The organism is Pseudomonas sp. FW305-25 (assembly GCF_017351415.1).
Classification (GTDB): Bacteria; Pseudomonadota; Gammaproteobacteria; order Pseudomonadales; family Pseudomonadaceae; genus Aquipseudomonas; species Aquipseudomonas chlororaphis.
In genome coordinates, this window is sequence record NZ_JACNDE010000007.1 from 126802 (window position 1) to 153390 (window position 26589).

20 protein-coding genes and 2 riboswitches are annotated in these 26589 nt (G+C 64.2%); of the genes, 10 read left to right on the top strand and 10 right to left on the bottom strand.

Annotated features, from left to right (window positions below; translation table 11 throughout):
• The first annotated feature begins 217 nt into the window (after nt 1-217).
• From J4E58_RS09525 to J4E58_RS09545, 5 genes are all read left to right on the top strand, one after another.
• Complete coding sequence (locus J4E58_RS09525) at nt 218-3112, top strand: TonB-dependent receptor (RefSeq protein WP_087091532.1); 2895 nt, start codon at nt 218-220, stop codon at nt 3110-3112.
• Nucleotides 3113-3385: 273 nt separating this feature from the next.
• On the top strand, nt 3386-5239 hold the full coding sequence (locus tag J4E58_RS09530; protein WP_087091531.1) for an extracellular solute-binding protein: 1854 nt from the start codon (nt 3386-3388) through the stop codon (nt 5237-5239).
• A complete protein-coding gene (locus J4E58_RS09535; protein WP_087091530.1) occupies nt 5226-6290 on the top strand; it encodes a microcin C ABC transporter permease YejB in 1065 nt (354 codons plus the stop codon). The genes J4E58_RS09530 and J4E58_RS09535 overlap by 14 nt, the downstream gene beginning before the upstream one ends.
• The gene (locus tag J4E58_RS09540) at nt 6290-7312 is read left to right on the top strand and encodes an ABC transporter permease (protein WP_087091529.1); all 1023 of its coding nucleotides are present in this window, start codon (nt 6290-6292) and stop codon (nt 7310-7312) included. The genes J4E58_RS09535 and J4E58_RS09540 overlap by 1 nt, the downstream gene beginning before the upstream one ends.
• A 1-nt stretch (nt 7313) precedes the next feature.
• Entirely contained in the window at nt 7314-8936 is a 1623-nt protein-coding gene (locus tag J4E58_RS09545; RefSeq protein WP_087091528.1) for an ABC transporter ATP-binding protein, read from the top strand.
• Nucleotides 8937-9017: 81 nt separating this feature from the next.
• Here the strand turns inward: J4E58_RS09545 and J4E58_RS09550 are convergent, their stop codons facing one another.
• Nucleotides 9018-9332, bottom strand: a complete 315-nt coding sequence (locus tag J4E58_RS09550; RefSeq protein ID WP_007921837.1) for an SCP2 sterol-binding domain-containing protein — start codon at nt 9330-9332, stop codon at nt 9018-9020.
• 50 nt (nt 9333-9382) lie between these two features.
• Nucleotides 9383-10093 carry a histidine phosphatase family protein gene (locus J4E58_RS09555; RefSeq protein ID WP_007921838.1) on the bottom strand — a complete coding sequence of 237 codons (711 nt, stop codon included), beginning with the start codon at nt 10091-10093 and terminating at the stop codon, nt 9383-9385.
• A gap of 204 nt (nt 10094-10297) precedes the next feature.
• On the opposite strand from J4E58_RS09555, the gene sohB reads away from it, so the two are divergent.
• On the top strand, nt 10298-11320 hold the full coding sequence (gene sohB, locus J4E58_RS09560) for a protease SohB (protein WP_087091527.1): 1023 nt from the start codon (nt 10298-10300) through the stop codon (nt 11318-11320).
• A 163-nt stretch (nt 11321-11483) separates the two neighbouring features.
• On the opposite strand, the gene J4E58_RS09565 is transcribed toward sohB, so the two are convergent.
• Nucleotides 11484-11978: a DUF934 domain-containing protein gene (locus J4E58_RS09565; RefSeq protein ID WP_053261748.1), complete on the bottom strand. Its 495-nt coding sequence runs from the start codon at nt 11976-11978 to the stop codon at nt 11484-11486.
• Nucleotides 11962-13620, bottom strand: coding sequence for a nitrite/sulfite reductase (locus tag J4E58_RS09570; protein ID WP_087091526.1), 1659 nt, complete (start codon nt 13618-13620; stop codon nt 11962-11964). The genes J4E58_RS09565 and J4E58_RS09570 overlap by 17 nt, the downstream gene beginning before the upstream one ends.
• Nucleotides 13621-14117: 497 nt before the next feature.
• Between J4E58_RS09570 and J4E58_RS09575 the strand changes: the two genes are divergently transcribed.
• On the top strand, nt 14118-15215 hold the full coding sequence (locus J4E58_RS09575; protein WP_087091525.1) for an ABC transporter substrate-binding protein: 1098 nt from the start codon (nt 14118-14120) through the stop codon (nt 15213-15215).
• Nucleotides 15216-15222: 7 nt separating this feature from the next.
• On the opposite strand, the gene J4E58_RS09580 is transcribed toward J4E58_RS09575, so the two are convergent.
• Nucleotides 15223-15441 carry a DUF2970 domain-containing protein gene (locus J4E58_RS09580; protein ID WP_009044467.1) on the bottom strand — a complete coding sequence of 73 codons (219 nt, stop codon included), beginning with the start codon at nt 15439-15441 and terminating at the stop codon, nt 15223-15225.
• A 107-nt stretch (nt 15442-15548) separates the two neighbouring features.
• On the bottom strand, nt 15549-19259 hold the full coding sequence (metH, locus tag J4E58_RS09585) for a methionine synthase (RefSeq protein WP_087091524.1): 3711 nt from the start codon (nt 19257-19259) through the stop codon (nt 15549-15551).
• Between the two features lie 156 nt (nt 19260-19415).
• On the opposite strand from metH, the gene J4E58_RS09590 reads away from it, so the two are divergent.
• Nucleotides 19416-21707: a fatty acid cis/trans isomerase gene (locus J4E58_RS09590; RefSeq protein WP_087091523.1), complete on the top strand. Its 2292-nt coding sequence runs from the start codon at nt 19416-19418 to the stop codon at nt 21705-21707.
• A 203-nt stretch (nt 21708-21910) separates the two neighbouring features.
• A complete protein-coding gene (gene nfuA, locus J4E58_RS09595; RefSeq protein WP_007921862.1) occupies nt 21911-22495 on the top strand; it encodes a Fe-S biogenesis protein NfuA in 585 nt (194 codons plus the stop codon).
• Nucleotides 22496-22654: 159 nt separating this feature from the next.
• On the opposite strand, the gene cobM is transcribed toward nfuA, so the two are convergent.
• From cobM to J4E58_RS09615, 4 genes are all read right to left on the bottom strand, one after another.
• Nucleotides 22655-23401 (bottom strand): precorrin-4 C(11)-methyltransferase, encoded by a 747-nt coding sequence (gene cobM / locus J4E58_RS09600; RefSeq protein ID WP_087091522.1) that lies wholly within the window; start codon nt 23399-23401, stop codon nt 22655-22657.
• Nucleotides 23402-23482: 81 nt separating this feature from the next.
• Nucleotides 23483-23896, bottom strand: coding sequence for a cobalamin biosynthesis protein (locus J4E58_RS09605; protein WP_087091521.1), 414 nt, complete (start codon nt 23894-23896; stop codon nt 23483-23485).
• Nucleotides 23893-24600: a CbtA family protein gene (locus J4E58_RS09610; protein WP_087091520.1), complete on the bottom strand. Its 708-nt coding sequence runs from the start codon at nt 24598-24600 to the stop codon at nt 23893-23895. Before J4E58_RS09610 ends, J4E58_RS09605 begins: the two co-directional genes overlap by 4 nt.
• Nucleotides 24601-24611: 11 nt before the next feature.
• The gene (locus J4E58_RS09615) at nt 24612-24800 is read right to left on the bottom strand and encodes a CbtB-domain containing protein (RefSeq protein ID WP_007921866.1); all 189 of its coding nucleotides are present in this window, start codon (nt 24798-24800) and stop codon (nt 24612-24614) included.
• 97 nt (nt 24801-24897) lie between these two features.
• Nucleotides 24898-25120, bottom strand: a riboswitch (cobalamin riboswitch).
• A 105-nt stretch (nt 25121-25225) separates the two neighbouring features.
• Nucleotides 25226-25425: riboswitch (cobalamin riboswitch) on the top strand.
• Nucleotides 25426-25520: 95 nt separating this feature from the next.
• Here J4E58_RS09615 and cobW point away from each other — a divergent pair.
• Nucleotides 25521-26588, top strand: coding sequence for a cobalamin biosynthesis protein CobW (cobW, locus tag J4E58_RS09620; protein ID WP_087091519.1), 1068 nt, complete (start codon nt 25521-25523; stop codon nt 26586-26588).
• Nucleotide 26589 lies beyond the last annotated feature (1 nt).

Genomic DNA, 26589 nt, shown 5'->3' on the forward strand with positions numbered 1-26589 from the left:
GCCTGCAAAAATGGAGGCCTTTGCGTCATTCCTCTGTAGGAGCGAAGCTTGCTCGCGATGGCGTTGTATCTGACCCGCCGCTATTGCGAGCAAGCTTCGCTCCTACGGGGCAGACGAACAGGCATAAGCTCATCACCCAACGGTCTAGATCGGCCTCTATAAAAACCTCCGGGCCGTTGCACATCCCTGCATACACCTAATGCAGGGATGGTTGTCCATGAGTCTGTTCGTACCCCGTAGATCCCCTTTGAGCCTGGCCTTGCTGGCGTCGCTGAATGTATTGCCGGCCTGGGCCGCGACCACCCCGTTCAACCTGCCCGCGGGTCCGCTGGACCAGACCCTGCTGCAGATTTCCCGGCAGACCGGCCTGCCGATTTCCTTCGAGCAGAAACTGGTGAGCGGCCGTTATGCGCCGGCGATCCAGGGCCAGCTCGACCAGCACCAGGCGCTGACCCTGGCCTTGCAGGACAGCGGCCTGAAGGAGCAGCAGGACACCCAGGGCGTGACCCTCGTGGCGGACACCAGCACCGCCAGCAGCGCCCCGGCATTTGCTGAGCCCACCACCCAGTTGCAGCGGGTGGAAGTGACCGGCACCGCGATCCGCCGGGTCGATGCCGAGACCGCGGTGCCGGTCACCGTGCTGCGGGTCGAGAAGCTGCGCGAGCAGGGCGTGACCACCACCGAAGAGCTGATCAACCGGATTTCCGCCAACCAGTCCTCGGTCGGTTCCGGGCGTTCGGTGGGCTCCAGTAGCGGCGGCGCGGCCTATGCCGACCTGCGCGGCATAGGCCCGAACAAGACCCTGGTGCTGCTCAATGGCCGGCGCCTGAGCAACAACGCGACCAATGCCATCAACGGCTCCGGGGTCGACCTCAACACCATTCCGTTTGCCGCCATCGACCGGGTCGAGGTGCTGCGCGACGGCGCGTCCGCGCTGTACGGCACCGACGCCATCGGCGGGGTGATCAACTTCATCACCAAGAAGAGCCTGACCCGTGGCCAGATCAGTACCGGCTATGACACCCCGAGCCATTCCGGCGGTGGCCAGAGCAGGAACTTCAGCGGCAGCTGGGGCATCGGCGACCTGGAGGAAGATCGCTTCAACGTGTTTGGCGTGGTCAGCTACGACAAACAAGAACGCCTGGCCGCCAAGGATCGCGGCTACACCTACAACTACCAGCCGGGCCGGGGCCTGGACTACACCTCCGGCACCGCTTCGCCGGCCAACTGGAGCCAGGGCGCCAATGCCACCAACCCGCTGGCCGGCTCTGGCTGCAACGCACCGGGCTTGCTGTCGCGCAACGGCATTTGCCGCCAGAGCCTGTGGAGTTACCTGGACCTGGTGCCGGAAACCGAAAAGACCTCGGCCTTCGCCAAGGCCACCGGCAAACTCAGCGACGATCACAACGTCAGCCTCGAATACTTCTGGGCGCGCAACGAGAACCGCACCCAGATCGGCCCCGGCACCCTGATGGGCAATCAGGTCAACCCGGGCACCGCGTTCTATCCGGGCAATGGCATCACCCCGGGGCCGAGCGGCTTTGCCCTCGACCCGACGCAACCGGTGGCGGCCAACTGGCGGGAAACCGATGTCGGCGCCCGCCGCCATGAAGACGACAACACCGGCCAGCGCCTGCTGCTGAGTTTCGATGGCAGCGCGGCGGGCTGGGACTACAACATCGGCGCCTCATACAACCAGAACAAGGTGGTCAGCACCATCCGCAGCGGCTACGTGAACGATGTGGCAGTGTCCGAGGGCATCGCCAATGGCGTGATCAACCCCTTCGGCCCGCAGACCGCGGCAGGCAGCGCGCTGCTGGCGGCCAATACGGTGGACGGCGATTACGCCACGGCGGTCGGGCGGGTCAAGGCCATCGACGGGCGGGTCAGCCGCGAGATCGGCGACTGGTTCGGCTCCGGCCCCGCGGCCCTGGCCCTGGGCGGCGAGTACCGCAAGGAAGACTTCCACCAGGATTTCGCCCAGTTCGCCGGCAATGTGCAGAGCCTGGGCATCGACCCCAACGGCAGTGTGTCGGGCGACCGCAGCGTGCAGGCGCAGTACGCCGAACTCAACGTGCCGGTGCTCGACAGCCTGGAGCTGACGGCGGCGATCCGGCATGACAAATACAGCGACTTCGGCAGTACCACCAACCCCAAGTATTCGTTCCGCTTCCAGCCCTTCAAGGAACTGGTGCTGCGCGGCGCCTACAGTGAAGGCTTCCGCGCGCCGTCGCTGTACGAGCTGTACAACCCGACCTTTACCACCTTCACCAACGCCAACTACAACGACCCGCGGCTATGCCCCGGCGGCACCCCGGCCAATGGCGGGATCGGCAACCGCGACTGCGCCCAGCAGTTCAACCGCAGCACCGGCGGCAACACCGAGCTGAAGCCGGAAACCGCGCGCAACGTGACATTCGGCTTCGTCTACCAGCCGTTCGAGCGGCTCAACGCCGGGCTGGATTTCTGGTGGATCAAGGTCGCCAACCAGATCGCCGAGTTTCCCGAGTCGGCGCCGTTCGACAATCCCGACCTGTACGCCGACCGGCTGGTGCGCAAGGCCGACGGCTCCATCGATCATGTGGTCACGGGCATGGCCAACCTGGGCAAGCTCAAGACCAGCGGGGTCGATGTCAGCCTCGACTATCGCCTGCCGGCCACTGCCTGGGGCGAGTTCGGCCTGGGGCTGCAAGGCACCTACGTCACCCGCTACGACTATCAGCAACAGCTCAAGGGCGAGTACATCGACAAGCTCGGGGATTTTCGCGGCGGCGACTTCGCCTCGGCTGGCGCGGTGGCGCGCTGGCGCCACAGCCTGACCGCGACCTGGAACCAGGGGCCGCTGGGTGCGACCCTGACCAACCGCTACACCAGCGGTTACCACGACTCCGACCGCGACAGCCATAACCGCGTCGGCTCCTACAACGTCTGGGACCTGGCCGGCACCTACACCTGGCGCCAGGCCCTGGGCGTGACCCTCGGGGTGAAGAACCTGTTCGACCGCGAGCCGCCGTTCAGCAACCAGACCTACACCTTCCAGAGCGGCTACGACCCACGCTACTCGGACCCGTTCGGACGGACCCTGTATACGCGGCTCAGTTACAACTTCTGAGTCGACCGGCAATAAAAGGTCCGGACGCTTTTTAGTAACCAAAGGTTCTAAAACCCGCTCTATAAAAATGCCCGGTCAGTTGCACATGACAGGCAGGAGCGGGGTGTTTCGGGTGGAGAGATAAGGCTGGGAGTCGAGTGGCGGCTGGGCGATCTTTCGCGAGCAAGCTCGCTCCTACAGAAGCGCACAGGCCCTCTGTAGGAGCGAGCTTGCTCGCGATGACGCCGGTACGAACACCGTCATCCTGGCCCCTGTTCAAAGAGGCATCATTCCATGCTGTTGCAACGCGCTGTGCTGTTCTGGCTCTGCCTGCTGCCGAGCCCCATGCTGCTGGCCGCCGTGCAACCGTCGCTGACGGTCTACGGCGAAGCCCCGAAATACCCCGCCGGTTTCCAGCACTTCGACTACGTCAACCCGGACGCGCCCAAGGGCGGCAGCCTGCGCCGTTCCTCCCTGGAAAGCGGGCCCTTCGATCATCTGATTCCGTACATCGACAAAGGCACCGGCGTGGCCGATATCGACGGCTGGCTGTACGCGCCGCTGGCCTATCGCTCCAAGGACGAGCCCTACACCGTGTACGGCCTGGTGGCCGAAGGCCTGGAGCTGGCCGCGGACCGTTCCTGGCTGCGCTTCTACCTCAACCCGCGGGCGCGCTTCGACGATGGCAGCCCGATCACCGCCGAGGACGTGCGCTACACCTTCGAGCTGCTGATGACCCAGGGCAGCTTCGTCTACCGCCAGCAGTTCGCCGATGTCGCCGAGGTGCAGGTGGAATCGCCGACCCGGGTGCGTTTTGTGTTCAAGAACACTGAGAGCCGGACCTTGCCCCTGGACCTGGCATCGCTGCCGGTGTTGCCCGAGCACTGGTGGCGCGGCCGCAATTTCGCCGACGGTGGCGGCTTCGAAGCGCCGCTGGGCAGCGGGCCATACCGGGTGAGCGCGGTGGACGCCGGGCGCAGCGTGGACTTCGAGCGGGTCAAGGACTGGTGGGGGCAGGACCTGTCGGTGGTCCGTGGGCGCTACAACTTCGACCGGCTGCGGGTGGAGTTCTTCGCCGACACCGATGTGTCGCGGCAGATCCTCAAGGCCGGCGGCTACGACTACAACCGCGAGTTCTCCGCCACCGGCTACACCATAGGTTATGCCGGCGCCGCGCTGGAGCAGGGGCGGCTGGTGCGCGAACACCTGGCGCCGGGTTCGGCCCTGGGCGCCCAGGGCTTTATTTTCAACCTGCAGAAACCGCAGTTCCGGGACCGCCGGGTGCGCCAGGCGATCGCCATGCTCTGGGACTTCGAGTGGAGCAACCGGCAGATGATGCGCAGCCTGTATCTGCGCCAGCAGAGCTTCTTTTCCCACAGCGAACTGGCGGCAGCGGCGCTGCCGGACGCGCAAGAATTGAAGATCCTCGAATCCTGGCGCGGGCAGGTCCCGGACGAGGTCTTTACCCAGGTGTTCCAGGCGCCGCGCACCGACGGCAGCGGGATCATCCGCCCGCAGCAGTTGCAGGCCCTGAAGCTGCTGGAACAGGCGGGCTGGAAACCCCAGGGCGATCAGTTGCGCAACGCCGCCGGCGAGCCCCTGCATTTCACCTTTCTCAACGGCCAGAAAGGCCTGGAGCGTTTGCTCCTGCCGTTCAAGCGCAACCTGGCGCAGATCGGCATCGGCTTCGATATCCGCCAGGTCGACACCGCGCAATACACCAACCGCGTGCGCAGCCGCGACTACGACATGATCATCGCCGCCTACCCGGTGTCCCAGGCGCCGGGGCGCGAGCTGTTCAACTACTTCGGTTCGGTGAGCGCCGACGACCCGGGCTCGAACAACTACATGGCGCTGCGCGACCCGGCGGTGGACGGGCTGATCAGCGCCCTGGTGCAGGCCGACAGCCGCGCCAGCATGCTGGCCCACGCCCGGGCGCTGGACCGGGTGTTGCAGTGGGGCTATTACTGGATTCCCAACTACTACCCGCCGGGCATTTCCTCGGTGTGGTGGAACCGCTTTGGCCGGCCGGCCATCGCCCCCCTGTACGACGCCGGGCTCGACACCTGGTGGGAGGTCAGCGCCGAGGCACTGACCCTGAGCCAGATGCGCCAACGTAGCGGGGAGGCGGTCCATGCTGGCTTATAGCGCGCGGCGCCTGCTGCTGATCGTGCCCACCTTGCTGTGCATCCTGCTGGTGAACTTCGTCATCGTCCAGGCGGCGCCCGGCGGCCCGGTGGAGCAGGCCATCGCCCGCCTGCAAGGCATTGGCGGCGCCGCGGCGGTGGGCGGCGGGCATGTCGAGACGGTGGGCGGCGAGTCCCGCGCCACCCGTGGCCTGGACCCCAAGCTGCTGGCCGATATCGAGCGCCAGTACGGCTTCGACAAACCTGCCGGAGAGCGTTTGTGGCTGATGCTCAAGCACTATGCGCGGCTGGATTTCGGCGACAGTTTCTTTCGTGGCGCCAAGGTCACCGAGCTGATCGCACAGAAGCTGCCGGTGACCTTGTCGCTGGGCCTGTGGGCGACGCTGATCACCTACCTGGTGTCGATCCCGCTGGGGATTCGCAAGGCCATTCATGACGGCTCGGCCTTCGATGTCTGGAGCAGCGCGGCGATCGTCATCGGTTATGCGATGCCGGGGTTCCTGTTCGCCCTGCTGCTGATCGTGGTGTTCGGCGGCGGCACCTTGCTCGACTGGTTCCCGGTGCGCGGTTTGGTCTCGGAGAACTTCGCCCAGCTCTCGGCCTGGGGCAAGGTCGTCGATTATTTCTGGCACCTGGTGCTGCCAGTCAGCGCCCTGGTGATCGGCGGTTTCGCCACCTTGACCCTGCTGACCAAGAACAGCTTTCTCAACGAGATTTCCCGCCTGTATGTGGTCACCGCCCGGGCCAAGGGCCTGAGCGAGCGGCAGGTGCTGTACGGCCATGTGTTTCGCAACGCCATGCTGCTGGTGGTCGCCGGCTTGCCCCAGGCCCTGGTCAATGTGTTCTTCGGCGGCTCGCTGCTGATCGAGGTGATCTTCTCCCTCGACGGCCTCGGGCGCCTGAGCTACGACGCCGCGGTGTCGCGGGATTACCCGGTGGTGTTCGGCTCGCTGTTCATCTTCACCCTGTTCGGTCTGCTGATAAAACTGCTCGGCGACCTGTGCTACACCCTGGTCGATCCGCGCATCGACTTCAGTGCAAGGAGCGCCTGATGTTGACCTTGTCTCCCATAGGCCAGCGGCGCTGGCAGCGCTTCAAGTCCCACCGGCGCGGCTGGTGGTCGTTGTGGCTGTTCGTCGCGCTGTTCGCCCTGAGCCTCGGCGGTGAGCTGATCGCCAACGACAAGCCTTTGCTGGTGGCTTACCAGGGCCAGTGGTATTTCCCGGCGTTCAAGCGTTACACCGAGCAGCAGTTCGGCGGCGAGCTGCCGTTCCAGCCGGATTACCGCAGCGCTTCGGTGCGCCAGTTGATCGAAGGGCAGGGCGGCTGGTTGCTGTTCGCGCCGATTCCTTTCGCTTTCGACACGGTCAACTACGACCTGACGGAACCGGCGCCAAGCCCGCCCTCGGCGCAGAACTGGCTGGGCACCGACGACCAGGCCCGGGACGTGCTGGCGCGGGTGATCTTCGGCACCCGGGTGTCGCTGCTGTTCGCCCTGGCGCTGACCGCCGCCAGCGCGCTGATCGGCATCGCCGCCGGCGCCCTGCAGGGCTATTACGGCGGCTGGATCGACTTGTTGGGGCAGCGCCTGCAGGAGGTCTGGTCGGCGCTGCCGGTGCTGTATCTGCTGATCATTCTCTCGGGGTTCGTCGAGCCGGGTTTCTGGTGGCTGCTGGGGATCATGGCGCTGTTTTCCTGGCTGGCCCTGGTGGATGTGGTGCGCGCCGAGTTCCTGCGCAGCCGCGGCCTGGAGTACGTCAAGGCGGCGCGGGCCCTGGGTGTCGGCGATACCCAGGTGATGCTGCGGCACATCCTGCCCAACGCCATGAGCGCCACCCTGACGTATCTGCCGTTCATCCTCACCGGGGCCATCGCCACCCTGTCGGCCCTGGATTTCCTGGGTTTCGGCATGCCGGCCGGCAGCGCGTCCCTGGGCGAGTTGATCGGCCAGGGCAAAAGCAATCTGCAGGCGCCCTGGTTGGGGCTGACGGCGTTTTTCGCCCTGGCGCTGATTCTGTCGTTGCTGGTGTTTATCGGCGAAGCCTGCCGCGACGCCTTCGATCCGAGGCATTGAGATGAGTGAACGACTGATTGAACTGCGCGGCCTGCGGGTGGCGTTCAAGGCCACTGAGGTGGTGCATGGCATCGACCTGGAGATCCGCTGCGGCGAATGCCTGGCGCTGGTGGGCGAATCCGGCTCCGGCAAGTCGGTGACAGCCCACAGCCTTCTGCAATTGCTCGACCCGGGCAGCACGCGCATCGCGGGCAGCATCCGTTATCGCGGCGAAGAGTTGCTCGGCGCCAGCCCGGCGCGCTTGCGCCAGCTGCGCGGCAACCGTATCGCGATGATCTTCCAGGAGCCCATGAGCTCGCTGAACCCCCTGCATAGCCTGGAGCGACAGCTGGGGGAAACCCTGCGCCTGCACAAGGGCATGGCCGGCAGCCAGGCCCGCGAACGGATCCTGGAACTGCTGCGTCTGGTGGGCATCCAGCAGCCGGAGCAGCGCTTGCAGGCCTATCCCCATCAGCTCTCCGGCGGGCAACGCCAGCGGGTAATGATCGCCATGGCCCTGGCCTGCGAACCGGAGCTACTGATCGCCGACGAGCCGACCACCGCCCTCGACGTGACGGTGCAGCGCAAGATCCTGCTACTGCTCAAGGATTTGCAGCAGCGCCTGGGCATGGCCTTGCTGCTGATCAGCCACGACCTCAACCTGGTGCGCAGCATCGCCCAGCGGGTGGCGGTGATGCGTGCCGGGGAGATAGTCGAAACGGCGGGCTGCGCGCAGCTGTTCGCTGATCCTCGGCATCCCTACAGCGTCCAGCTGCTGAATGCCGAGCCTGGCGGCCAGGCGCTGCGCCGCGGGCCCAGCGAGACCCTGCTGGCGGTGGACGGGCTGAAGGTCTGGTTCCGCCAGGGCGGTGGCTGGCTGCGGCCCAGGCGTTACCTGAAGGCGGTGAACGGCATCGACCTGCAACTGCAACGGGGCAAGACCCTGGGCATTGTCGGTGAATCCGGCTCGGGCAAGTCGACCCTGGGCCAGGCGATCCTGCGGCTGATCGAGTCCGAAGGCCGCATCCGCTTCAAGGGGCAGGACCTGCACAGCCTCGACGGCAAGCAACTGCGGCCGTTGCGTCGGCAGCTGCAAGTGGTGTTCCAGGACCCCTTCGGCAGCCTCAGCCCGCGTCTCAGCGTGCAGAAGATCATTGCCGAAGGCTTGCTGGTGCATAGCGAGCTGAATGCGTGGCAACGCGAGCAGGCGGTGGTCGAGGCCTTGCAGGAGGTCGGCCTCGACCCGGCCAGCCGCCATCGCTATCCCCATGAGTTTTCCGGCGGCCAGCGCCAGCGCATTGCCATTGCCCGCGCCCTGATACTCAAGCCGGAACTGATCCTGCTCGACGAACCGACTTCGGCCCTCGACCGCACGGTGCAGAAACAGGTGGTGGCGCTGCTACGCCGCCTGCAACAGGAGCATGGTCTGACCTACCTGTTCATCAGCCACGACCTGGCGGTGGTGCGGGCGCTGGCCCATGACCTGATCGTGATGAAGGAGGGCGAAGTGGTGGAGCGCGGCGAGACCGAGCAACTGTTCGGCACGGCGCGCCATCCCTATACCCGGGAGCTGCTGGCGGCGTCCTCGGTGATGGCGGTTCCCGTCACCGGTTTGCCGCTGGCCGAGCCCCTTGGCGCCGACTGAAAGCGCGGGCCTGAAACGACGAATCCCGCCGGAAGGCGGGATTCGTGGGCAAGACAAGGGCTTCCCTGGGGAAGCGCTGACTTAGGCCGGGAACAGTTCGCTCAGCTTCATTGCCAGCATCATGTCGCCTTCGGCGCGCAGCTTGCCGCCCATGAAGGCCTGCATGCCGTCGGTTTCGCCGCTGACGATGCCTTGCAGGGTTTCGCCGTCCATTACCAGCGTGACCTGGGCGTCCGGGTTCTCGCCTTCCTTGAGCTCGCAGGTGCTGTCTTTGACGATCAGCGAGAAGTTCTTGGTGTCATCGATACGGAAACCGAATACCAGGTCCAGGCCGGCAGCGGCAGCTGGGTTGAACTTGGCTTTCATGGCTTGTACGGCGTCGGCTACGGAGGTCATGGTTCGATCCTTTTATGGGTTGTTACAGCAAGGGTCACAGTGATCCGGACTCAGCGGAAAGTGATGAGTTCCGGGGCCTTCAGCAGTTGCAGGTGGGCATGGCTGTTGAAGGAAGCCAGGGCAACCTCGCGACCGCGAAACTTCAGCTGGTTGAGCGAGGTATTGACGATTTGCCAATTCAGTTCGAAGGCCTGGGCGGCAGGCATCCGGGTAATCAGGTGGAGCAGGGCGGTGATGGTGCCGCCGGAGGTGAACACGGCGATTTTCTGGGTGTTGTCGGCCTGTTCCAGAATGCGCTGCAGGCCGGCCTGCACCCGTTCGACAAACCCCAGCCAGCTTTCCAGCCCCGGTGGATCGTAGGTGCCGGCCAGCCAGCGCTCGATGATCAGGGCGAAGATGCGCTGGAATTCGGCGCGGTTCTGCGCGGCGTTGCGCAGGATGTCCAGGGCGTTGGGCTCCTCGGACAACATATCGGGCAGCAGGGCGCGGATCACCGCGTCGGCATCGAATTCGTTGAACGCCGAATCGGTTTCCAGGATCGGCGTGGGCAGGCCAGCGGCGCTGAACTGTTGCAGGGTGGAATTGGCGGTGTGTTGCTGGCGACGCAGGTCGCCCGCCAGGCAGCGATCGAAGTTCACGCCCAGTTCGACCAGGTGTTGACCGAGCACTTCGGCCTGGCGCACACCCGTGGTCGACAGAACGTCGTAGTCGTCCGCACCGAAGGAGGCCTGGCCATGTCGAATCAGATAGATGCTGCCCACGTCCGCGTCATCCCGGTACGTTGAAAGTTTTGCGAGGTTATGAGGATGCCGGTGAGCTGTCAATGAAAAAACATACGCTTGTTTGAAATGCCCGTTAGAGCACGGTAACAGGAGGTTTCGCGACTGGCCGGCGCCTGGCTGCGCCGGTATGCTGGAGCCATTCCGCCACGTGTTGGCAGTGATGCACGTCTTTAAGGAGTCCCTGTGGAGTTTCTCTCCGAGTACGCCAGTTTCCTGGCCAAAACCGTCACCCTGGTCATCGCCATCCTGGTGGTGCTGATCATCGCTGCCTCGCTGCGTAGCAAAGGCCGGCGCAAGGGCGCTGGGCAGTTGCATGTGAGCAAGCTCAACGATTTCTACAAGGGCCTGCGCGAGCGTCTGGAGCAGAGCCTGCTCGACAAGGACCAGCTCAAGGCACTGCGCAAGTCCGAGGCCAAGGCCGAGAAAAAACACAAGAAGCAGCACGAGGAAAAACCGCGGGTGTTCGTGCTGGATTTCAGCGGCGACATCAAGGCCTCGGCCACCGAGGGGCTGCGCCACGAAATCACCGCGCTGCTGAGCCTGGCCACGCCCAAGGATGAAGTGGTGCTGCGCCTGGAAAGCGCCGGCGGCATGGTGCACAGCTATGGGCTAGCCTCGTCGCAACTGGCGCGGATTCGCCAGGCCGGCGTGCCGTTGACGGTGTGCATCGACAAGGTCGCGGCCAGCGGCGGCTACATGATGGCGTGCATTGGCGAGAAGATCATCAGCGCGCCGTTCGCCATCCTCGGCTCGATCGGCGTGGTGGCGCAGTTGCCCAACGTCAACCGCCTGCTGAAAAAACACGACATCGACTTCGAAGTGCTGACCGCCGGTGAATACAAACGCACCCTGACCGTGTTTGGCGAAAACACCGAAAAGGGCCGGGAGAAATTCCAGGAAGACCTGGATGTCACCCATCAGTTGTTCAAGAACTTCGTTTCCCGTTATCGGCCGCAACTGGTCATCGACGACGTGGCCACCGGTGAAGTCTGGCTGGGTGTCGCGGCGTTGGAAAAGCACCTGATCGACGAGCTGAAAACCAGCGACGAGTACCTGGCCGAGCGCGCCAAGAGCGCCGAGCTGTTCCACCTGCACTACGCCGAGCGCAAGAGCCTGCAGGAGCGGGTAGGGCTGGCGGCCAGCGGTTCCATCGACCGCGTGCTGCTGACCTGGTGGAGTCGCCTGACCCAGCAGCGTTTCTGGTAAGGGGCACCACGGGAACGTGTTTCTTCTGTAGGCGCGAGGCTTGCCCGCGATCGCGGGCACTGCGTTAAAGATGCCGCGTTTAAAGATGCTGCATTTAAAGATACCGGATACAAAAAAGCCCTGAACCGGTTTCCCGGTCCAGGGCTTTTTATTGGCGCGGGCTTTAGCGGCGACGGAACAGCGGCAGCGGTTCGTCGGTGGCGGCCTGATAGGTCACGGAGAAGTCCTTGAGGCTTTCCAGGGCTTCGTACGGGTCCTTGTCGGCGCGCAGGGCGTAAGCGTCGAACCCGCAGCGGCGCAGGTAGAACAGCTGGTCGCGCAAGATGTCGCCGATTGCCCGCAGCTCGCCCTTGAAGCCGTAGCGGTCACGCAGCAGGCGGGCGTTGGAGTAGTTGCGGCCGTCGGTGAAGGCCGGGAAGTTCAGGGCGATGACCTGGAAGTGCTGCACGTCATCGCCGATCTCTTCGGCTTCTTCATCGGCGTCCAGCCACACGCCCAGGCCGCCGTCGCGGGCCTTGAGGGCGTGAGCGTGCTCGCGCCATAGGGCCAGCGGCACGATCAGGTCGTCGCAGTTGGAAATGCCGTCGAGGGTCGCGTCCTTGGGCAGCAGGTGCCAGGTTTCGTCGATGACCTCGTTGTTCTTAATGATTCGCTGCATAGACGCGCTCCTTGAAGAGGTCGATGCCAATACGTTGGTAGGTGTCGATGAAGCGCTCGTCTTCGGTACGTTGCTCCACGTACACGTCGATCAGCTTCGAGATCACGTCGGGCATGTCGTCCTGGGCGAAGGACGGGCCGAGGATCTTGCCCAGGCTGGCGTCGCGGCTGGCGCTGCCACCGAGGGAAACCTGATAGAACTCTTCGCCTTTCTTGTCCACCCCGAGGATGCCGATATGGCCCACATGGTGGTGGCCGCAGGCGTTCATGCAGCCGGAGATGTTCAGGTCCAGCTCGCCGATGTCGAACAGGTAGTCCAGGTCATCGAAACGGCGCTGGATGGACTCGGCGATCGGGATCGACTTGGCGTTGGCCAGGGAGCAGAAATCACCGCCCGGGCAGCAGATGATGTCGGTCAGCAGGCCGATGTTCGGCGTGGCGAAACCTTGTTCGCGCAGCTCGCCCCACAGGGTGAACAGTTGGCTCTGCTCGACGTCGGCGAGAATCACGTTCTGCTCGTGGGAGGTGCGCAGCTGGCCGAAGCTGTAGCGGTCGGCCAGGTCGGCGATGCCGTCCAACTGCTTGTCGGTGACGTCGCCCGGGGCTACGCCCGTGGGTTTCAGCGACAGGGTCACGGCGACATAGCCCGGCTTCTTGTGGGCCAGGGTGTTGCGCGTGCGCCAGCGGGCGAAGCCCGGATATTGTTTGTCGAGCTCGGCCAGCTCGGCGTCCTGGTTGGCCAGGGCCTTGTAGTCCGGATCGACGAAGTGCTTGGCCACGCGATGCACTTCGGCTTCGGTCAGGGTGGTCTGGCCGCCGCGCAGGTGAGCCATTTCCGCTTCGACCTTCTCGGCGAACACCTCTGGGGTCAGGGCCTTGACCAGGATCTTGATCCGCGCCTTGTACTTGTTGTCACGCCGGCCGTAGCGGTTGTAGACCCGCAGGATGGCGTCGAGGTAGCTCAACAGGTCCTGCCACGGCAGGAACTCGTTGATGAAGGCGCCGACCACCGGGGTCCGGCCCAGGCCGCCACCGACCAGGACCCGGAAGCCCAGCTCGCCGGCAGTGTTGTGCACCGGCTCCAGGCCGATGTCGTGGACTTCGATGGCCGCGCGGTCCGAGGTCGAACCGTTGATGGCGATCTTGAACTTGCGCGGCAGGTAGGCGAATTCAGGGTGGAAGGTGGTCCACTGACGGACGATTTCACACCAGGGGCGCGGATCGATCAGTTCATCGGCGGCGACCCCGGCGAACTGGTCGGTGGTGACGTTGCGCAGGCAGTTGCCGCTGGTCTGGATGGCGTGCATCTGCACGGTCGCCAGCTCGGCCAGGATGTCCGGGATGTCTTCCAGCGCCGGCCAGTTGAACTGCACGTTCTGCCGGGTACTGATGTGGGCGTAGCCCTTGTCGTAGTCGCGAGCGATCCTGGCCATCATCCGTGCTTGGCGCGAAGTCAGCTGGCCATAAGGCACCGCCACCCGCAGCATCGGGGCAAAACGTTGGATATAGAGGCCATTCTGCAGGCGCAGAGGGCGGAATTCTTCTTCGCTCAGCTCGCCTGCCAGATAGCGCCGGGTCTGATCACGGAACTGCTTGACGCGGTCCTCGATGATCCGCTGATCGTACTCGTCGTATACGTACATATAGATCCTGTTCTCAGGCTTATCAGGTGACGCAGAGGCGGATGTCACCCAAGAAATTCTGCGCGCACGGCCGCGCACTCCCAACGGAGCCGGGCGAAGATACCAGTTTGCAGTTATGCGCAAAAGTGATGTTTGAGTATATGCAAAGAACCAAAACGACTAACGGTATCCGGCCGGCTCAAACCCACATTTGTGGTGAGGGCAATCCTCGGCTTAACTGTGCTCGAGTCTTTGTGCAGTCACCGATAAAACCGACAAGAGGCGATGCTATGAGCAATCCAACCAAGGCAAGGAAAAGCGACAGCGCTGTCGATGCTTGGGCCATTCTCTTTCTGATCATTCTGGTCGTGGGAACGGCGGTGTTCTGGGTCAGTCATCAATAGTTGCGGTCAAGCGATGAGCAGAGTCCGAATTGTCTGTGGGAAATGACGATTTGCCGACATAGGCCAGTATTTTGCCAGTTATACTGCGGGCAATATTCCGGGACTCTGGTCGCAATGTTCAAGGCGTTTGGTAAGTGTCTGCTGCTGGTGCTGCTTGTACTGAGTCCAACGTTCTGGGCCATGGCCCATGCCACCTCGGTAGTGTTTTTGAATCCGGGCCACTCCACTGAAACCTTCTGGGTCGGGTATTCCCAATTCATGCAGGCCGCGGCCAATGACCTCGGCCTGGATTTGCGCGTGCGTTATTCGCAGCGCGATTCGCAAACCACCATCCGCCAGGCCCGGGAAGCCCTGCAGGGCCCGGACCGGCCGGATTACCTGGTGGTGGTCAACGAGCAATATGTTGCGCCGGAGATCCTGCGCCTGTCCCAGGGCAGCGGGGTGAAGCTGTTCGTCGTCAACAACGCGCTGACCGCCGATCAGCAGCGCTTGCTCGGCGAGCGCCAGAGCCGTTATCCCGACTGGATCGGCAGCATGATCGGCAACGACGAAGAAGCCGGCTACCTGATGCTCAAGGAGCTGATTCGCCGTTACGGCCCGCTCGCTCCCGGGCAGTACATCGACCTGCTGGCGTTCTCGGGAGTGAAGAACACCCCGGTGGCGCAATCCCGCGAACAAGGTTTGCAGCGGGCATTGGCGGAGCACCCCGAGGTGCGCTTGCGGCAGCTGGTGTATGGCGAGTGGAATCGCCAACGCGCTTTTGAGCAGGCCCAGCAGTTGCTCAAGCGCTATCCGCAGACGCAGTTGATCTGGTCGGCCAACGACGAGATGGCCCTGGGCGCGATGGAGGCGCTGGAGCAGCAGGGGCGGCGACCGGGCAAGGATGTGCTGTTCAGCGCCCTGAACAGCTCGCCGCAGGCCTTGCAGGCATTGATCGACGGACGCCTGACGGCGCTGATCGCCGGGCACTTCACCCTGGGGGGCTGGGCAATGGTGGTACTCAACGATGATGCCCGGGGGCTGAACCCTGCGACCCATGGTGGCCCGAGCTGGCAACTGGGCGTGTTCCAGCTCCTGGACAAGGTCCAGGCGCAGCGTCTGCTGGAGATGCAGGGGACACAGCAATACGGCGTGGACTTTCGCGGGCTGTCGGCCGAGGGCAAGCCGGCCGGCTACCGTTATCCCTTCTCGCTGGATCTGTTGCTGCGCTGACAGGCGTTCAAAGCCCCGCCAGGTGCACTACCAGCTTGACGATACCGAACAGGGTCAAGGCGAACACCGCGGTGAACAGAATGCCCAGGATCATGAAATGGCTGGGCTTGCCGTGGGTGAAGTCGCGCTTGCGGTTCTTGCCGCTCTGCACGCCAAAGGCAGCAGCGGCGACGCTTTGCAGCATCTGCCAAAGGGTCGGCGGCTTGTCGTTGGTGGGGTCGTCCATAAATCCCTCGACACAAATGGATGTGGGGAAAGCATAGACAATACCGCTTGTTCCAGCTTGCGGGAGCGCCGACTGGCGGCTCCCGCATAGTGAAGCGAGCTGGGCTTTTAGTTGTCGTAGCCCAGGTTCGGTGCCAGCCAGCGCTCGGTCACGGCCAGGTCCTGGCCTTTGCGCGCGCTGTAGCTGCTGACCTGGTCCTTGTCGATCTTGCCCACAGCGAAGTACTGCGCCTGCGGATGGGCGAAGTACCAGCCGCTGACCGCCGCCGCCGGGAACATGGCGAAGTGTTCGGTGAGGAACACGCCGCTGCGCCCGGCCTTGCCTTCGGATGCCTCGGGGTCGAGCAGGGCGAACAGGGTGCTCTTCTCGGTGTGGTCCGGGCAGGCCGGATAACCCGGGGCAGGGCGGATACCGCTGTACTGCTCCTTGATCAGCGCTTCGTTGTCCAGCTCTTCGTCCTTGGCATAGCCCCAGTAGTTTTTACGCACTTGCTGGTGCAGCCACTCGGCGCAGGCCTCGGCCAGGCGATCGGCCAGGGCCTTGACCATGATCGAGTTGTAGTCGTCGCCCTTGTCCTGATAGGCCTTGGCCACTTCTTCGGCGCCGATGCCGGCGGTGGTGATGAAACCACCGACGTAGTCGGTCACGCCGCTGTCCTTGGGCGCGACGAAGTCGGCCAGGGAGAAGTTCGGCTTGCCGTCGGTCTTGATGATCTGCTGGCGCAGGTGGTGCAGCCTGGCCAAGGGCTGGCCGTCGGCGCCATAGACTTCCAGGTCGTCGTCCTGCACCTGGTTGGCCGGCCAGAAGCCGAACACCGCGCGGGCGCTGATCAGCTTCTCGTCGATCAGCTTGTCGAGCATTTCCCGGGCGTCCTGGTACAGCGCGGTGGCGGCTTCACCCACCACTTCGTCCTCGAGGATGCGCGGGAACTTGCCGGCCAGGTCCCAGGAGATGAAGAACGGCGTCCAGTCGATGTATTCGGCCAGGACCCGCAGGTCGATATTGTCCAGCACCTTGGCGCCGGTGAAGGTCGGCACGGTCGGCTGGTAGCTGCTCCAGTCGAACTGTGGCTTCTTGGCCACGGCCGCCGGGTAGCTCAGGCGCTCGGTGCGGGCGCTGCGGTTGGCGGTACGCTCGCGGACTTCCACGTACTCTTCGCGGGTGCGCTCGACGAAACCGGCCTTGAGTTCCTTGGACAGCAGCTGGGTGGCCACGCCCACGGCACGCGAGGCGTCGGTGACGTAGACCACCGCGTCATTGCTGTACTTGGGCTCGATCTTCACCGCCGTGTGCGCCTTGGAGGTGGTGGCGCCACCGATCATCAGCGGCAGGTGGAAGTCCTGGCGCTGCATTTCCCGGGCGACGTGGACCATCTCGTCCAGCGACGGGGTGATCAGGCCGGACAGGCCGATGATGTCGCACTTCTGTTCCTTGGCCACCTGCAGGATTTTCTCCGCCGGCACCATCACGCCGAGGTCGACGATGTCGTAGCCGTTACAGCCCAGGACCACGCCGACGATGTTCTTGCCGATGTCGTGCACGTCGCCCTTGACCGTGGCCATGAGGATCTTGCCCTTGGCTTGTGGCTTGTCGCCTTTTTCCAGCTCGATGAACGGGATCAGGTGGGCCACGGCCTGCTTCATCACCCGGGCGGACTTGACCACCTGGGGCAGGAACATTTTGCCGGCGCCGAACAGGTCGCCGACGATGTTCATGCCAGCCATCAGCGGGCCTTCGATCACTTCGATCGGGCGGGCGAAGGACAGCCGCGACTCTTCGGTGTCTTCGACGATATGGGTGGTGATGCCCTTGACCAGGGCGTGCTCCAGGCGCTTGTTGACGTCCCAGTTGCGCCACTCTTCGGTCTCGGCTTCCTTGACGCTGCCGTCGCCCTTGTACTTGTCGGCGATGGCGAGGAGGGCGTCGGTGCCTTCCGGGGTGCGGTTGAGGATCACGTCCTCGACGGCGTCGCGCAGCTCCTGCGGGATCTGGTCGTAGATCTCCAGCTGGCCGGCGTTGACAATACCCATGGTCAGGCCGTTGCGGATCGCATACAGCAGGAACACCGAGTGGATCGCCTCGCGCACCGGGTTGTTGCCGCGGAAGGAGAACGACACGTTGGACACGCCGCCGGAACTCAGCGCATAGGGCAGCTCGTCGCGGATGTAGGCGCAGGCGTTGATGAAGTCCACCGCGTAGTTGTTGTGCTCCTCGATGCCGGTGGCCACGGCGAAGATGTTCGGGTCGAAGATGATGTCTTCCGGCGGGAAGCCGACGTCGTTGACCAGGATGTCGTAGGAGCGCTTGCAGATTTCCTTCTTGCGCGCCTCGGTGTCGGCCTGGCCGGCTTCGTCGAAGGCCATCACCACCACGGCGGCGCCGTAGCGCTTGCACAGCTTGGCGTGATGAATGAACTGCTCGACGCCTTCCTTCATGCTGATGGAATTGACGATGCCCTTGCCCTGGATGCACTTGAGGCCGGCTTCGATCACTTCCCACTTGGAGGAGTCGATCATGATCGGCACGCGCGAGATATCCGGCTCGCCGGCGATCAGGTTGAGGAAGGTCACCATGGCCTTCTTCGAGTCCAGCATGCCTTCGTCCATGTTGATGTCGATCACCTGGGCGCCGGCTTCGACCTGCTGCAGGGCGACTTCCAGGGCTTCGGTGTAGTTCTCTTCACGGATCAGGCGGGCGAACTTGGCGGAACCGGTGATGTTGGTGCGTTCGCCGACGTTGACGAACAACGACTGGCGATCGATGGTGAACGGCTCCAGGCCCGACAGGCGGCAGGCCTTGGGAATGTCCGGGATCTGCCGCGGGGCATAGCCGGCGACGGCCTTGGCGATGGCCTCGATGTGCCCCGGGGTGGTGCCGCAGCAGCCGCCGACGATGTTCAGGAAACCGCTCTGGGCGAACTCTTCGATGACCTTGGCGGTTTGCGCCGGCAGTTCGTCGTACTCGCCAAATTCGTTGGGCAGGCCGGCGTTGGGGTGCGCGGAGACGTGGGTGCTGGCCTTGTTCGACAGCTCTTCCAGGTAGGGGCGCAGTTCGCTGGCGCCGAGGGCGCAGTTGAGGCCGACGGAGATCGGCTTGGCGTGGGCCACGGAGTTCCAGAAGGCTTCGGTGGTCTGCCCGGACAGGGTGCGGCCCGAAGCGTCGGTGATGGTGCCGGAGATCATGATCGGCAGTTCGAGGCCCAGCTCTTCGAACACGCCCTGCACGGCGAAGATCGCCGCCTTGGCGTTGAGGGTGTCGAAGATGGTCTCGATCAGGATCAGGTCGGCGCCGCCCTCGATCAGGCCCTTGGTGGCCTCGGTGTAGTTCTCCACCAGTTCGTCGAAGGTGACGTTGCGGTAGCCTGGGTTGTTGACGTCCGGCGACAGCGAGCAGGTGCGGCTGGTCGGGCCCAGTACGCCGGCGACGAAGCGCGGCTTGTCCGGGGTCTCCAGGGTCTTGGCGTCGGCCACCTTGCGCGCCAGGCGCGCGCCTTCGACGTTGAGCTCGTAGACCAGCGCTTCCATGCCGTAGTCGGCCATGGAAATCTGCGTGGCGTTGAAGGTGTTGGTCTCGAGGATGTCGGCGCCGGCATCCAGGTAGGCTTTCTCGATGCCGCCGATCACGTCCGGACGGGTCAGCACCAGCAGGTCGTTGTTGCCCTTGACGTCGCTCGGCCAGTCGGCGAAGCGTTTGCCACGGTAGTCCTGCTCCTCGAGCTTGTAGCTCTGGATCATGGTGCCCATGCCGCCGTCGAGAATCAGGATGCGCTCTTTGAGGGCTTGCTGAAGGGCTTGGAGGCGCGTGCTGCGATCGGACATGAAAGACTACCTGGAAGGGCCATTACGAAGGGCGAGGATCATAGCAAACCTGTGCGCTTTTAGAGCATGCGGCGCTTTTGCATGAATATCGCTCATGTTGGTGGCCGTGCTGGCCCGGTAGAATCGCCGGATTTTCTTATGGATTGGACCAGGGATATGTCTTACCGCGTTGTCATCGGCAGTGTGCTGCTGCTTTTAAGTTCGCTCGCCAGCGCCCAGGGTCCCGCGCCAGCGATCTCCTACACCCGCGATATCCAGCCGATCTTCACCGAGAAGTGCGTGGCCTGCCACGCCTGCTATGACTCGGCCTGCCAGCTCAACCTGGGCAGCGGCGAGGGCGCGGCCCGCGGCGCCTCGAAGATCCCGGTGTACGACGGCGAGCGCAGCAAGGCGCAGACGCCGACCCGCTTGTTCTACGACGCTTCCGGCAAGCACGCCTGGCAGGGCATGGGCTTCTACTCGGTGCTCGACGCCCAGGGCAGCCAGGCGGCGCTGATGGCGCGCATGCTGGAACTGGGCCACAAGACGCCGTTGCAACCCAACGCCAAGCTGCCGGACAACATTGTCCTGGGCCTGAACCGCGAGAACATGTGCGCGCAACCGGCCGAATTCGACGGTTATGCCCGGGCCCATCCGCGCGAAGGCATGCCGCTGGCGGTGACCGGCCTGACCGATCAGCAATACCAGACCCTGCAACGCTGGCTGGCCTCCGGTGCGCCGATCGACGAGCAGGGCCTGGCGCCGAGCGCCAGGGAAGCGATGCAGGTGCTGCAGTGGGAAAACCTGCTCAATGCCCCGGGCGCCCGGGAAAGCCTGGTGGCCCGCTGGCTGTTCGAGCACTGGTTCCTCGCCCATATCTACTTCGAGGGCGGCGAGCCGGGGCATTTCTTCCAGTGGGTGCGTTCGCGCACGCCGAGCGGCCAGCCGATCGACCTGATCAACACCCGCCGGCCCAACGATGACCCGGGCACCCAGGTGTATTACCGCCTGTGGCCGGTGCAGGGGGTGATTGTGCACAAGACCCACATCACCTACCCGCTGAGCGCGGCGAAGATGGCGCGGATCAAGACCCTGTTCTACAGCGGCGACTATCAGGTCAGCGCACTGCCGGGTTATGGCCCGGGCCGCCGCGCCAACCCGTTCGAGACCTTCGAGGCGATTCCGGCCAAGGCCCGCTACCAGTTCATGCTGGATAACGCCGAGTACTTCGTGCGCACCTTTATCCGCGGCCCGGTGTGTCGCGGGCAGATCGCCACCGACGTGATCCGCGACAACTTCTGGGCGCTGTTCCAGGCCCCGGAGCACGATCTCTATATCACCGACCCGGCCTACCGCGGCCAGGCCACGCCGCTGCTGGCCATGCCCGGGCAGAACGATGACGTCGGCAGCGTGCTGAGCCTGTGGCTGGCCTACCGCGACAAGCGCAACGAATACGAGATCCTGCGTCGCGATTCCTACGCCGATGCGCCGCCGCCAAGCTGGTCGACCCTGTGGGCGGGCAACGACAATGCGTTGCTGAGCATCTTCCGTCACTTCGACAGCGCCTCGGTGACCAAGGGTCTGATCGGCGAGGTGCCGCAGACGATGTGGCTGTTCGACTACCCGCTGCTGGAGCGCACCTATTACCAGTTGGCGGTCAACTTCGATGTGTTCGGCAATGTCTCGCACCAGGCGCAGACCCGGCTGTACTTCGACCTGATCCGCAACGGCGCCGAGCAGAACTTCTTGCGCCTGATGCCCGCCGGCACCCGCGAGGAGTTCCTCGACGATTGGTACCAGAACAGTGGCAAGTTCAAGATGTGGCTGGACTACGAGTCCATCGACGACGACAAGGCCAGCGCCCTGGTGCTGGACGAAAAGGACCCGAAACGCGACTTCGCCAACCAGTTGCTGAACCGTTACGGCGACCTCAATGCGCGGCCCGATCCGATCAACCGCTGTGACGGCGCCTATTGCTCGCGGCCGAATATCGACCCGGCGCTGCAGAACGCCGAACAGGCCCTCAGCGGACTGGTTTCGCGGCCGGCGGCCGGCATGCGGGTCATCGACCTGTTGCCGGAGGCCACCATGCTGCGCATCCAGGCACCGAGCGGCAAGCGGGTGTTCTACAGCATGCTGCGCAACCGCGCCCACAGTAACGTAGCGTTCCTGCTGGGCGAGTCGCTGCGTTACCAGCCGGGCCTGGACACCCTGACCATCTATCCGGGCGTGCTCAGCAGCTACCCGAACTTCATATTCAACATTCCCGCCGGGCAGGTGCCGGAGTTCGTGGCCGAGATGGAAAACGCCAAGGACGCCCACCGTTTCGAGAAAATCGTCGAGCGCTGGGGGATTCGTCGCAGCCATCCGCAGTTCTGGCAGTACTTCCATGACCAGACCCAGTACATCCTCGAGACCGATCCGAAAGAGGCGGGCGTACTGGACATGAACCGCTACGAGAACCTCTGAAGGCGCCAGGCCCTTGAAATTCCGGGCCGCAGCCCTCAGGTTGCGGCCCGGCCCATCCCGGAAAAGCCTTGTAAAAAATCCCAGGCGTTGCGTCGACCACGCAGCGCGGGCCTATCGACCAAGGTCTATCCCGACAAAAATACTAGGACTTTGTCCGGCACGCCGATTGGCGTAAACTGCGCCCACGCCTGCGAGGAATTTCCATGACCGCTATTACCATTACCGACGCCGCCCACGATTATCTGGCTGATCTGCTCTCGAAGCAGAACACCCCGGGCATTGGCATCCGCATCTTTATCACCCAGCCAGGGACTCAGTACGCCGAGACCTGCATCGCCTATTGCAAGCCGGGTGAAGAAAAGCCCGAAGACAAAGCCCTGGGGCTGAAGAGCTTCACCGCCTACATCGACGCCTTCAGCGAAGGTTTCCTCGATGACGCGGTGGTCGACTACGCCACCGACCGCATGGGCGGTCAGCTGACCATCAAGGCACCCAACGCCAAGGTGCCGATGGTCAACGCCGACAGCCCGGTCAACGAGCGCATCAACTACTACCTGCAAACCGAGATCAACCCGGGGCTGGCCAGCCACGGCGGCCAGGTCAGCCTGATCGATGTGGTCGAGGACGGCATCGCCGTGCTGCAGTTCGGCGGTGGTTGCCAAGGCTGCGGCCAGGCCGACGTGACCCTGAAGGAAGGCATCGAGCGCACCCTGCTCGAGCGCATTCCCGAGCTCAAGGGTGTACGTGACGTCACCGACCACACGCAGAAAGAAAACGCCTACTACTAAGTAAGGCGTTCGCTGCGAACATAAAAAACGGCGCCCCGTGAGCGCCGTTTTTTTATGCCCATTATTCCAGGTGTCTTGCGGCGCCTTGATCGCGAGCAAGCTCGCTCCTACTGGAGGGACACGATCAACTGTAGGAGCGAGCTTGCTCGCGATACACACTCAAGGCCGATACAGGTGCGCATGCCCCGCGCGATACAACGACGACTCACTGAAACTGTCCGTGGCCAGCACCCGGCCCACCAGGATCAGCGCCGTGCGCCGAAAGCCCTTGGCCTGGACCTTTTCGGCAATGTCCGCCAGGGTGCCCAGCACCCAGTCCTGGTCCGGCCAGGTCGCCCGGTGCACCACGGCAATCGGGCAGTCGGCGCCGTAGTGGGGCAGCAGCTCGGCGACAATCTTGTGCAGGTGGTTGACCCCCAGGTGAATCGCCATGGTGGTGCCGTGGGCGGCCAGGCTGGCGAACGCCTCGCCGGCGGGCATCGAGGTCTTGTCGGCATAACGGGTCAGGATCACGCTCTGGGCGATGTCCGGCAGGGTCAGTTCGGCCCCCAGCAAGGCCGCGCAGGCCGCGGTGGCCGTCACGCCGGGGATGATCTCGAAGGGGATGCCCAGCTCGCGCAGACAGCGAATCTGCTCGCCGATGGCGCCGTACAGGCTCGGGTCGCCGGAATGTACCCGGGCCACGTCCTGGCCTTTGCCATGGGCGTCCTTGATCAGCTCGATGATCTGCTCCAGGTGCAGCTCGGCGCTGTTGACCAGCTGTTCGGCGCTATGCCCCTGGAGCACCGCTTCGGGCACCAGGGAGCCGGCATAGATGATGACCGGGCAGTTGTGGATCAGCCGCTGGCCCTTGACGGTGATCAGTTCCGGGTCGCCGGGACCTGCGCCGATAAAAAAGACGGTCATGGCGTTCTCCTGTGAAAAAAGGGGCGAGGCAACCTCACAGATGAAGATTGCTCATGATCAGCGGCGGGGATTATCGAAGATTTACCCGGAGCAGGCCAAGGCGAGGGTCGCCTGGGCGTATTTCTGCCGCGGGACCAGCAGCCTTGCCGGGCTTCGGGCCAGGCGTTCGGCCAGGGCCAGGGCGGCACTTTCAGCGACGCCGTAACAGCCGGTGCGCTCGTAGGCGATCTGCGAACGATGGCTGAGTTGCAGCACATAAGGCGTCAGCTGGGTACTGCTGAAACAGGTCAGGGGCAAGTCCAGTTGCGCGGCCAGGGCCAGCAGCCCGGGTTCCTCGCGTTTCAAGTCGATGCTGGCCAGGGCCTTGATCTGCCCGGGGTCGATGCGGTGGGTGCTCAGGGTCTGGTCGAGCAGGGCGCGCAAGGTCTCCACCGGGCAGCCCCGCTGGCAGCCCAGGCCGACCACCAGGGTCGGAGCTGTGCTGGCCTGCGTCATGCCGAGTACTGATCGTCGCTCTTGCGGCGGAACAGCCAGGCGCTGATCAGGCCCAGGGCCAGCCAGAACGCGGCGTTGGTCAGCTGCGAAGCGATCTTGAACTGCGCCTCCAACTCCTCCGGGGCGAGCATCGAATGCACTGGCGGCTGTGGCGCGCCGATGAGGTGCGGCACGGCGAGGATGGCCACGCCCAGCGCTTTCAGCAGCCAGTTCCGGGCGAAGACGATCAGGGCAATGCCGGCCGCGGTGGAAGCGGCGGTACTGACCCACCAGATCTGCCGTTGCGCCAGGTCCGCGGCGGCGGTGCCCGGCAGTTCGGGCGGCAGGCCGAGGGTCGGCGCCAGGCAGAAGGTCGCATAACCGGCCAGGCCCCAGAGCAAGCCCTGGGAAGTACGGTTCGGCGCGCGCAGGGTGTAGAGGCCGGCGAGCATCAGGGCGAAACCCACGGCGACTACCAGGTTGCCGCCGGTGGTGGACAGCACGCGCTGCCAGCCGTCTTCCGGTTCCCAGGCTTCGGCGTCGTGGCTGTGGGCGGCGGTGCCGGCGGCATGCTCATGCGCTTCTTCATGCTGGGCGGCCGGGGCCTTCTCGTAGGTTTCCGCCTCCAGGATCAGCGGCGCGACCCAGAAGCTTTGCAGCAGGGTCAGCAACAGGGCCGCCAGCAACCCGGTGAACCCCGCGGTTTGCGCGATACGCTTGATCATGTCGGCAGGTCTCAGTGGCAAGGGAAGGCGGCGCTGTGGCGGGTATCGTGGGCGGCGTTGTGCACCGCTTCGATATGGGAGAAGCCGGCGAAATACACAAGGCACGCACCGAGAATCGAGGCGCCGATGGCGGCGACCAGGCGTTGGCTCAGGGTGGCGGTACTGCTGCTGGAGTGGCTGGTGCTGCTGATGATCGACATGGCGCTTCCCTCTGGTGTGTCAGCGGGTGAATCGAGCGCAGCAAAACCCCGCGAGACGGGCTCGCGGGGAATTAACAGCGCCCGCCCACCGCGGGTTTGTTATGACTGTGCAGCGGGCCGGTCTCCGGGCTCGCGAGGGGCGGGGCTTGCGCCACGCCTGCAAGAATCGCCTTCCCATGCCGGACTGCTGGCACAGTGGATCTGATTCTTCGCTCACTTACCGTTGCGGGGGCAGCACCGGACTGATCAAGGCTTTTGGCCTGTGACGCACCGGTTTCCCGTTTCACCCTGTGAAGGGCACCCGTAACAAGGTGTGTAGGAGAGCATGGGCGAGGGAGGGGCGTCAATTGGCAAGGGTTCTCGTTTTCGATCGCAATTGGCCTGTCCTCGCGCTGCATGAACATTGACCGCCCCCCAAGCTCTGCGTAGCCTTGCGCTTTCGAGGTTCTTCGGCGTCTGTCGAAGCTAAGAAGGGAACGCGGTTCAAGCCGCGGCTGCCCCCGCAACTGTAAACGGTGATGAACGATGCAAGGCCACTGCCAGGCGGCGGGAAGGCGCATCGTTGGCCAGTCGAACGACCGGCACGCCGTCAGCCAGGAGACCTGCCTCGGACCTGATTCTCACTACAACCGGGCGGGGTGATCCGGTGGCGAACCCTTCCGTGCAGTTGCCTGCGCGGTTCTCGTCCCGTATGCCCGCCACCTTGCCAAAGGGCATCCGATGAAAACACTGGCCAAACTTCCCGTCACCATCGTTACCGGCTTCCTCGGCTCGGGCAAAACCACCTTGCTGCGGCACATGCTGGACAACGCCCAGGGCCGACGCATCGCGGTGATCGTCAACGAGTTCGGCGAGCTGGGCATCGACGGCGAGATCCTCAAGCAGTGTTCCATCGGTTGCACCGAGGAAGAAGCCAGCGGTCGCGTCTTTGAGCTGGCCAACGGCTGCCTGTGCTGCACCGTGCAGGAAGAGTTTTTCCCGGTGATGCGCGAGCTGGTGGCCCGTCGCGGCGACCTCGACCATATCCTCATCGAAACCTCCGGCCTGGCCCTGCCCAAACCTTTGGTCCAGGCATTCCAGTGGCCGGAAATCCGCAGCGCCTGCACCGTCGACGCGGTGATCACCGTGGTCGACAGCCCAGCCGTGGCCGCCGGCACCTTCGCCGCCTTCCCGGACCAGGTCGACGCCCAGCGCAAGCTCGACCCGAACCTCGACCATGAGTCGCCGCTGCATGAGCTGTTCGCCGACCAGCTGTCCAGCGCCGACCTGGTGATCCTCAACAAGGCCGACCTGATCAGCCCGGCAGACCTGGCCAAGGTGCGCCTGGAAGTGGCCGAGGAGCTGCCGCCGGCGGTGAAAGTCATCGAAGCCAGCAGCGGTCGCCTGCCGTTGGACGTGCTGCTGGGCCTGGGCAACGGCTCGGAAGAACACATCGACGGCCGCCACAGCCATCATGACCATCACCATGATGGCGACGATCATGATGATCATGACCACGACGCCTTCGATTCCATCTCCATCGAGCTGCCCCAGGCCGACGAAAGCCTGCTGCTGGACGCCCTGACCCAACTGGTGGTGCAGCACGGCATCCTGCGGGTCAAGGGCTTCGCGGCGATCCCCAACAAGCCGATGCGCCTGTTGATCCAAGGCGTGGGCACCCGCTTCGACAAGCACTTCGACCGCCAGTGGGGCGCCGATGAAGCCCGTGCCACGCGCCTGGTGTTGATCGGCCAGGAATTGGACGCGATCCTGCTCGAAGCGCAATTGCGCGCCGCGCTTAGCGTGTAAG

Excerpts from the sequence above, each read along its gene's own strand:
- J4E58_RS09525 (WP_087091532.1), top strand. The coding sequence starts at position 218 with ATGAGTCTGTTCGTACCCCGTAGATCCCCTTTGAGCCTGGCCTTGCTG.
- J4E58_RS09530 (WP_087091531.1), top strand. The coding sequence starts at position 3,386 with ATGCTGTTGCAACGCGCTGTGCTGTTCTGGCTCTGCCTGCTGCCGAGC.
- J4E58_RS09535 (WP_087091530.1), top strand. The coding sequence starts at position 5,226 with ATGCTGGCTTATAGCGCGCGGCGCCTGCTGCTGATCGTGCCCACCTTG.
- J4E58_RS09540 (WP_087091529.1), top strand. The coding sequence starts at position 6,290 with ATGTTGACCTTGTCTCCCATAGGCCAGCGGCGCTGGCAGCGCTTCAAG.
- J4E58_RS09545 (WP_087091528.1), top strand. The coding sequence starts at position 7,314 with ATGAGTGAACGACTGATTGAACTGCGCGGCCTGCGGGTGGCGTTCAAG.
- J4E58_RS09550 (WP_007921837.1), bottom strand. The coding sequence starts at position 9,332 with ATGACCTCCGTAGCCGACGCCGTACAAGCCATGAAAGCCAAGTTCAAC.
- J4E58_RS09565 (WP_053261748.1), bottom strand. The coding sequence starts at position 11,978 with ATGCAGCGAATCATTAAGAACAACGAGGTCATCGACGAAACCTGGCAC.
- J4E58_RS09570 (WP_087091526.1), bottom strand. The coding sequence starts at position 13,620 with ATGTACGTATACGACGAGTACGATCAGCGGATCATCGAGGACCGCGTC.
- J4E58_RS09575 (WP_087091525.1), top strand. The coding sequence starts at position 14,118 with ATGTTCAAGGCGTTTGGTAAGTGTCTGCTGCTGGTGCTGCTTGTACTG.
- J4E58_RS09580 (WP_009044467.1), bottom strand. The coding sequence starts at position 15,441 with ATGGACGACCCCACCAACGACAAGCCGCCGACCCTTTGGCAGATGCTG.
- metH (WP_087091524.1), bottom strand. The coding sequence starts at position 19,259 with ATGTCCGATCGCAGCACGCGCCTCCAAGCCCTTCAGCAAGCCCTCAAA.
- J4E58_RS09590 (WP_087091523.1), top strand. The coding sequence starts at position 19,416 with ATGTCTTACCGCGTTGTCATCGGCAGTGTGCTGCTGCTTTTAAGTTCG.
- nfuA (WP_007921862.1), top strand. The coding sequence starts at position 21,911 with ATGACCGCTATTACCATTACCGACGCCGCCCACGATTATCTGGCTGAT.
- cobM (WP_087091522.1), bottom strand. The coding sequence starts at position 23,401 with ATGACCGTCTTTTTTATCGGCGCAGGTCCCGGCGACCCGGAACTGATC.
- J4E58_RS09605 (WP_087091521.1), bottom strand. The coding sequence starts at position 23,896 with ATGACGCAGGCCAGCACAGCTCCGACCCTGGTGGTCGGCCTGGGCTGC.
- J4E58_RS09610 (WP_087091520.1), bottom strand. The coding sequence starts at position 24,600 with ATGATCAAGCGTATCGCGCAAACCGCGGGGTTCACCGGGTTGCTGGCG.
- J4E58_RS09615 (WP_007921866.1), bottom strand. The coding sequence starts at position 24,800 with ATGTCGATCATCAGCAGCACCAGCCACTCCAGCAGCAGTACCGCCACC.
- cobW (WP_087091519.1), top strand. The coding sequence starts at position 25,521 with ATGAAAACACTGGCCAAACTTCCCGTCACCATCGTTACCGGCTTCCTC.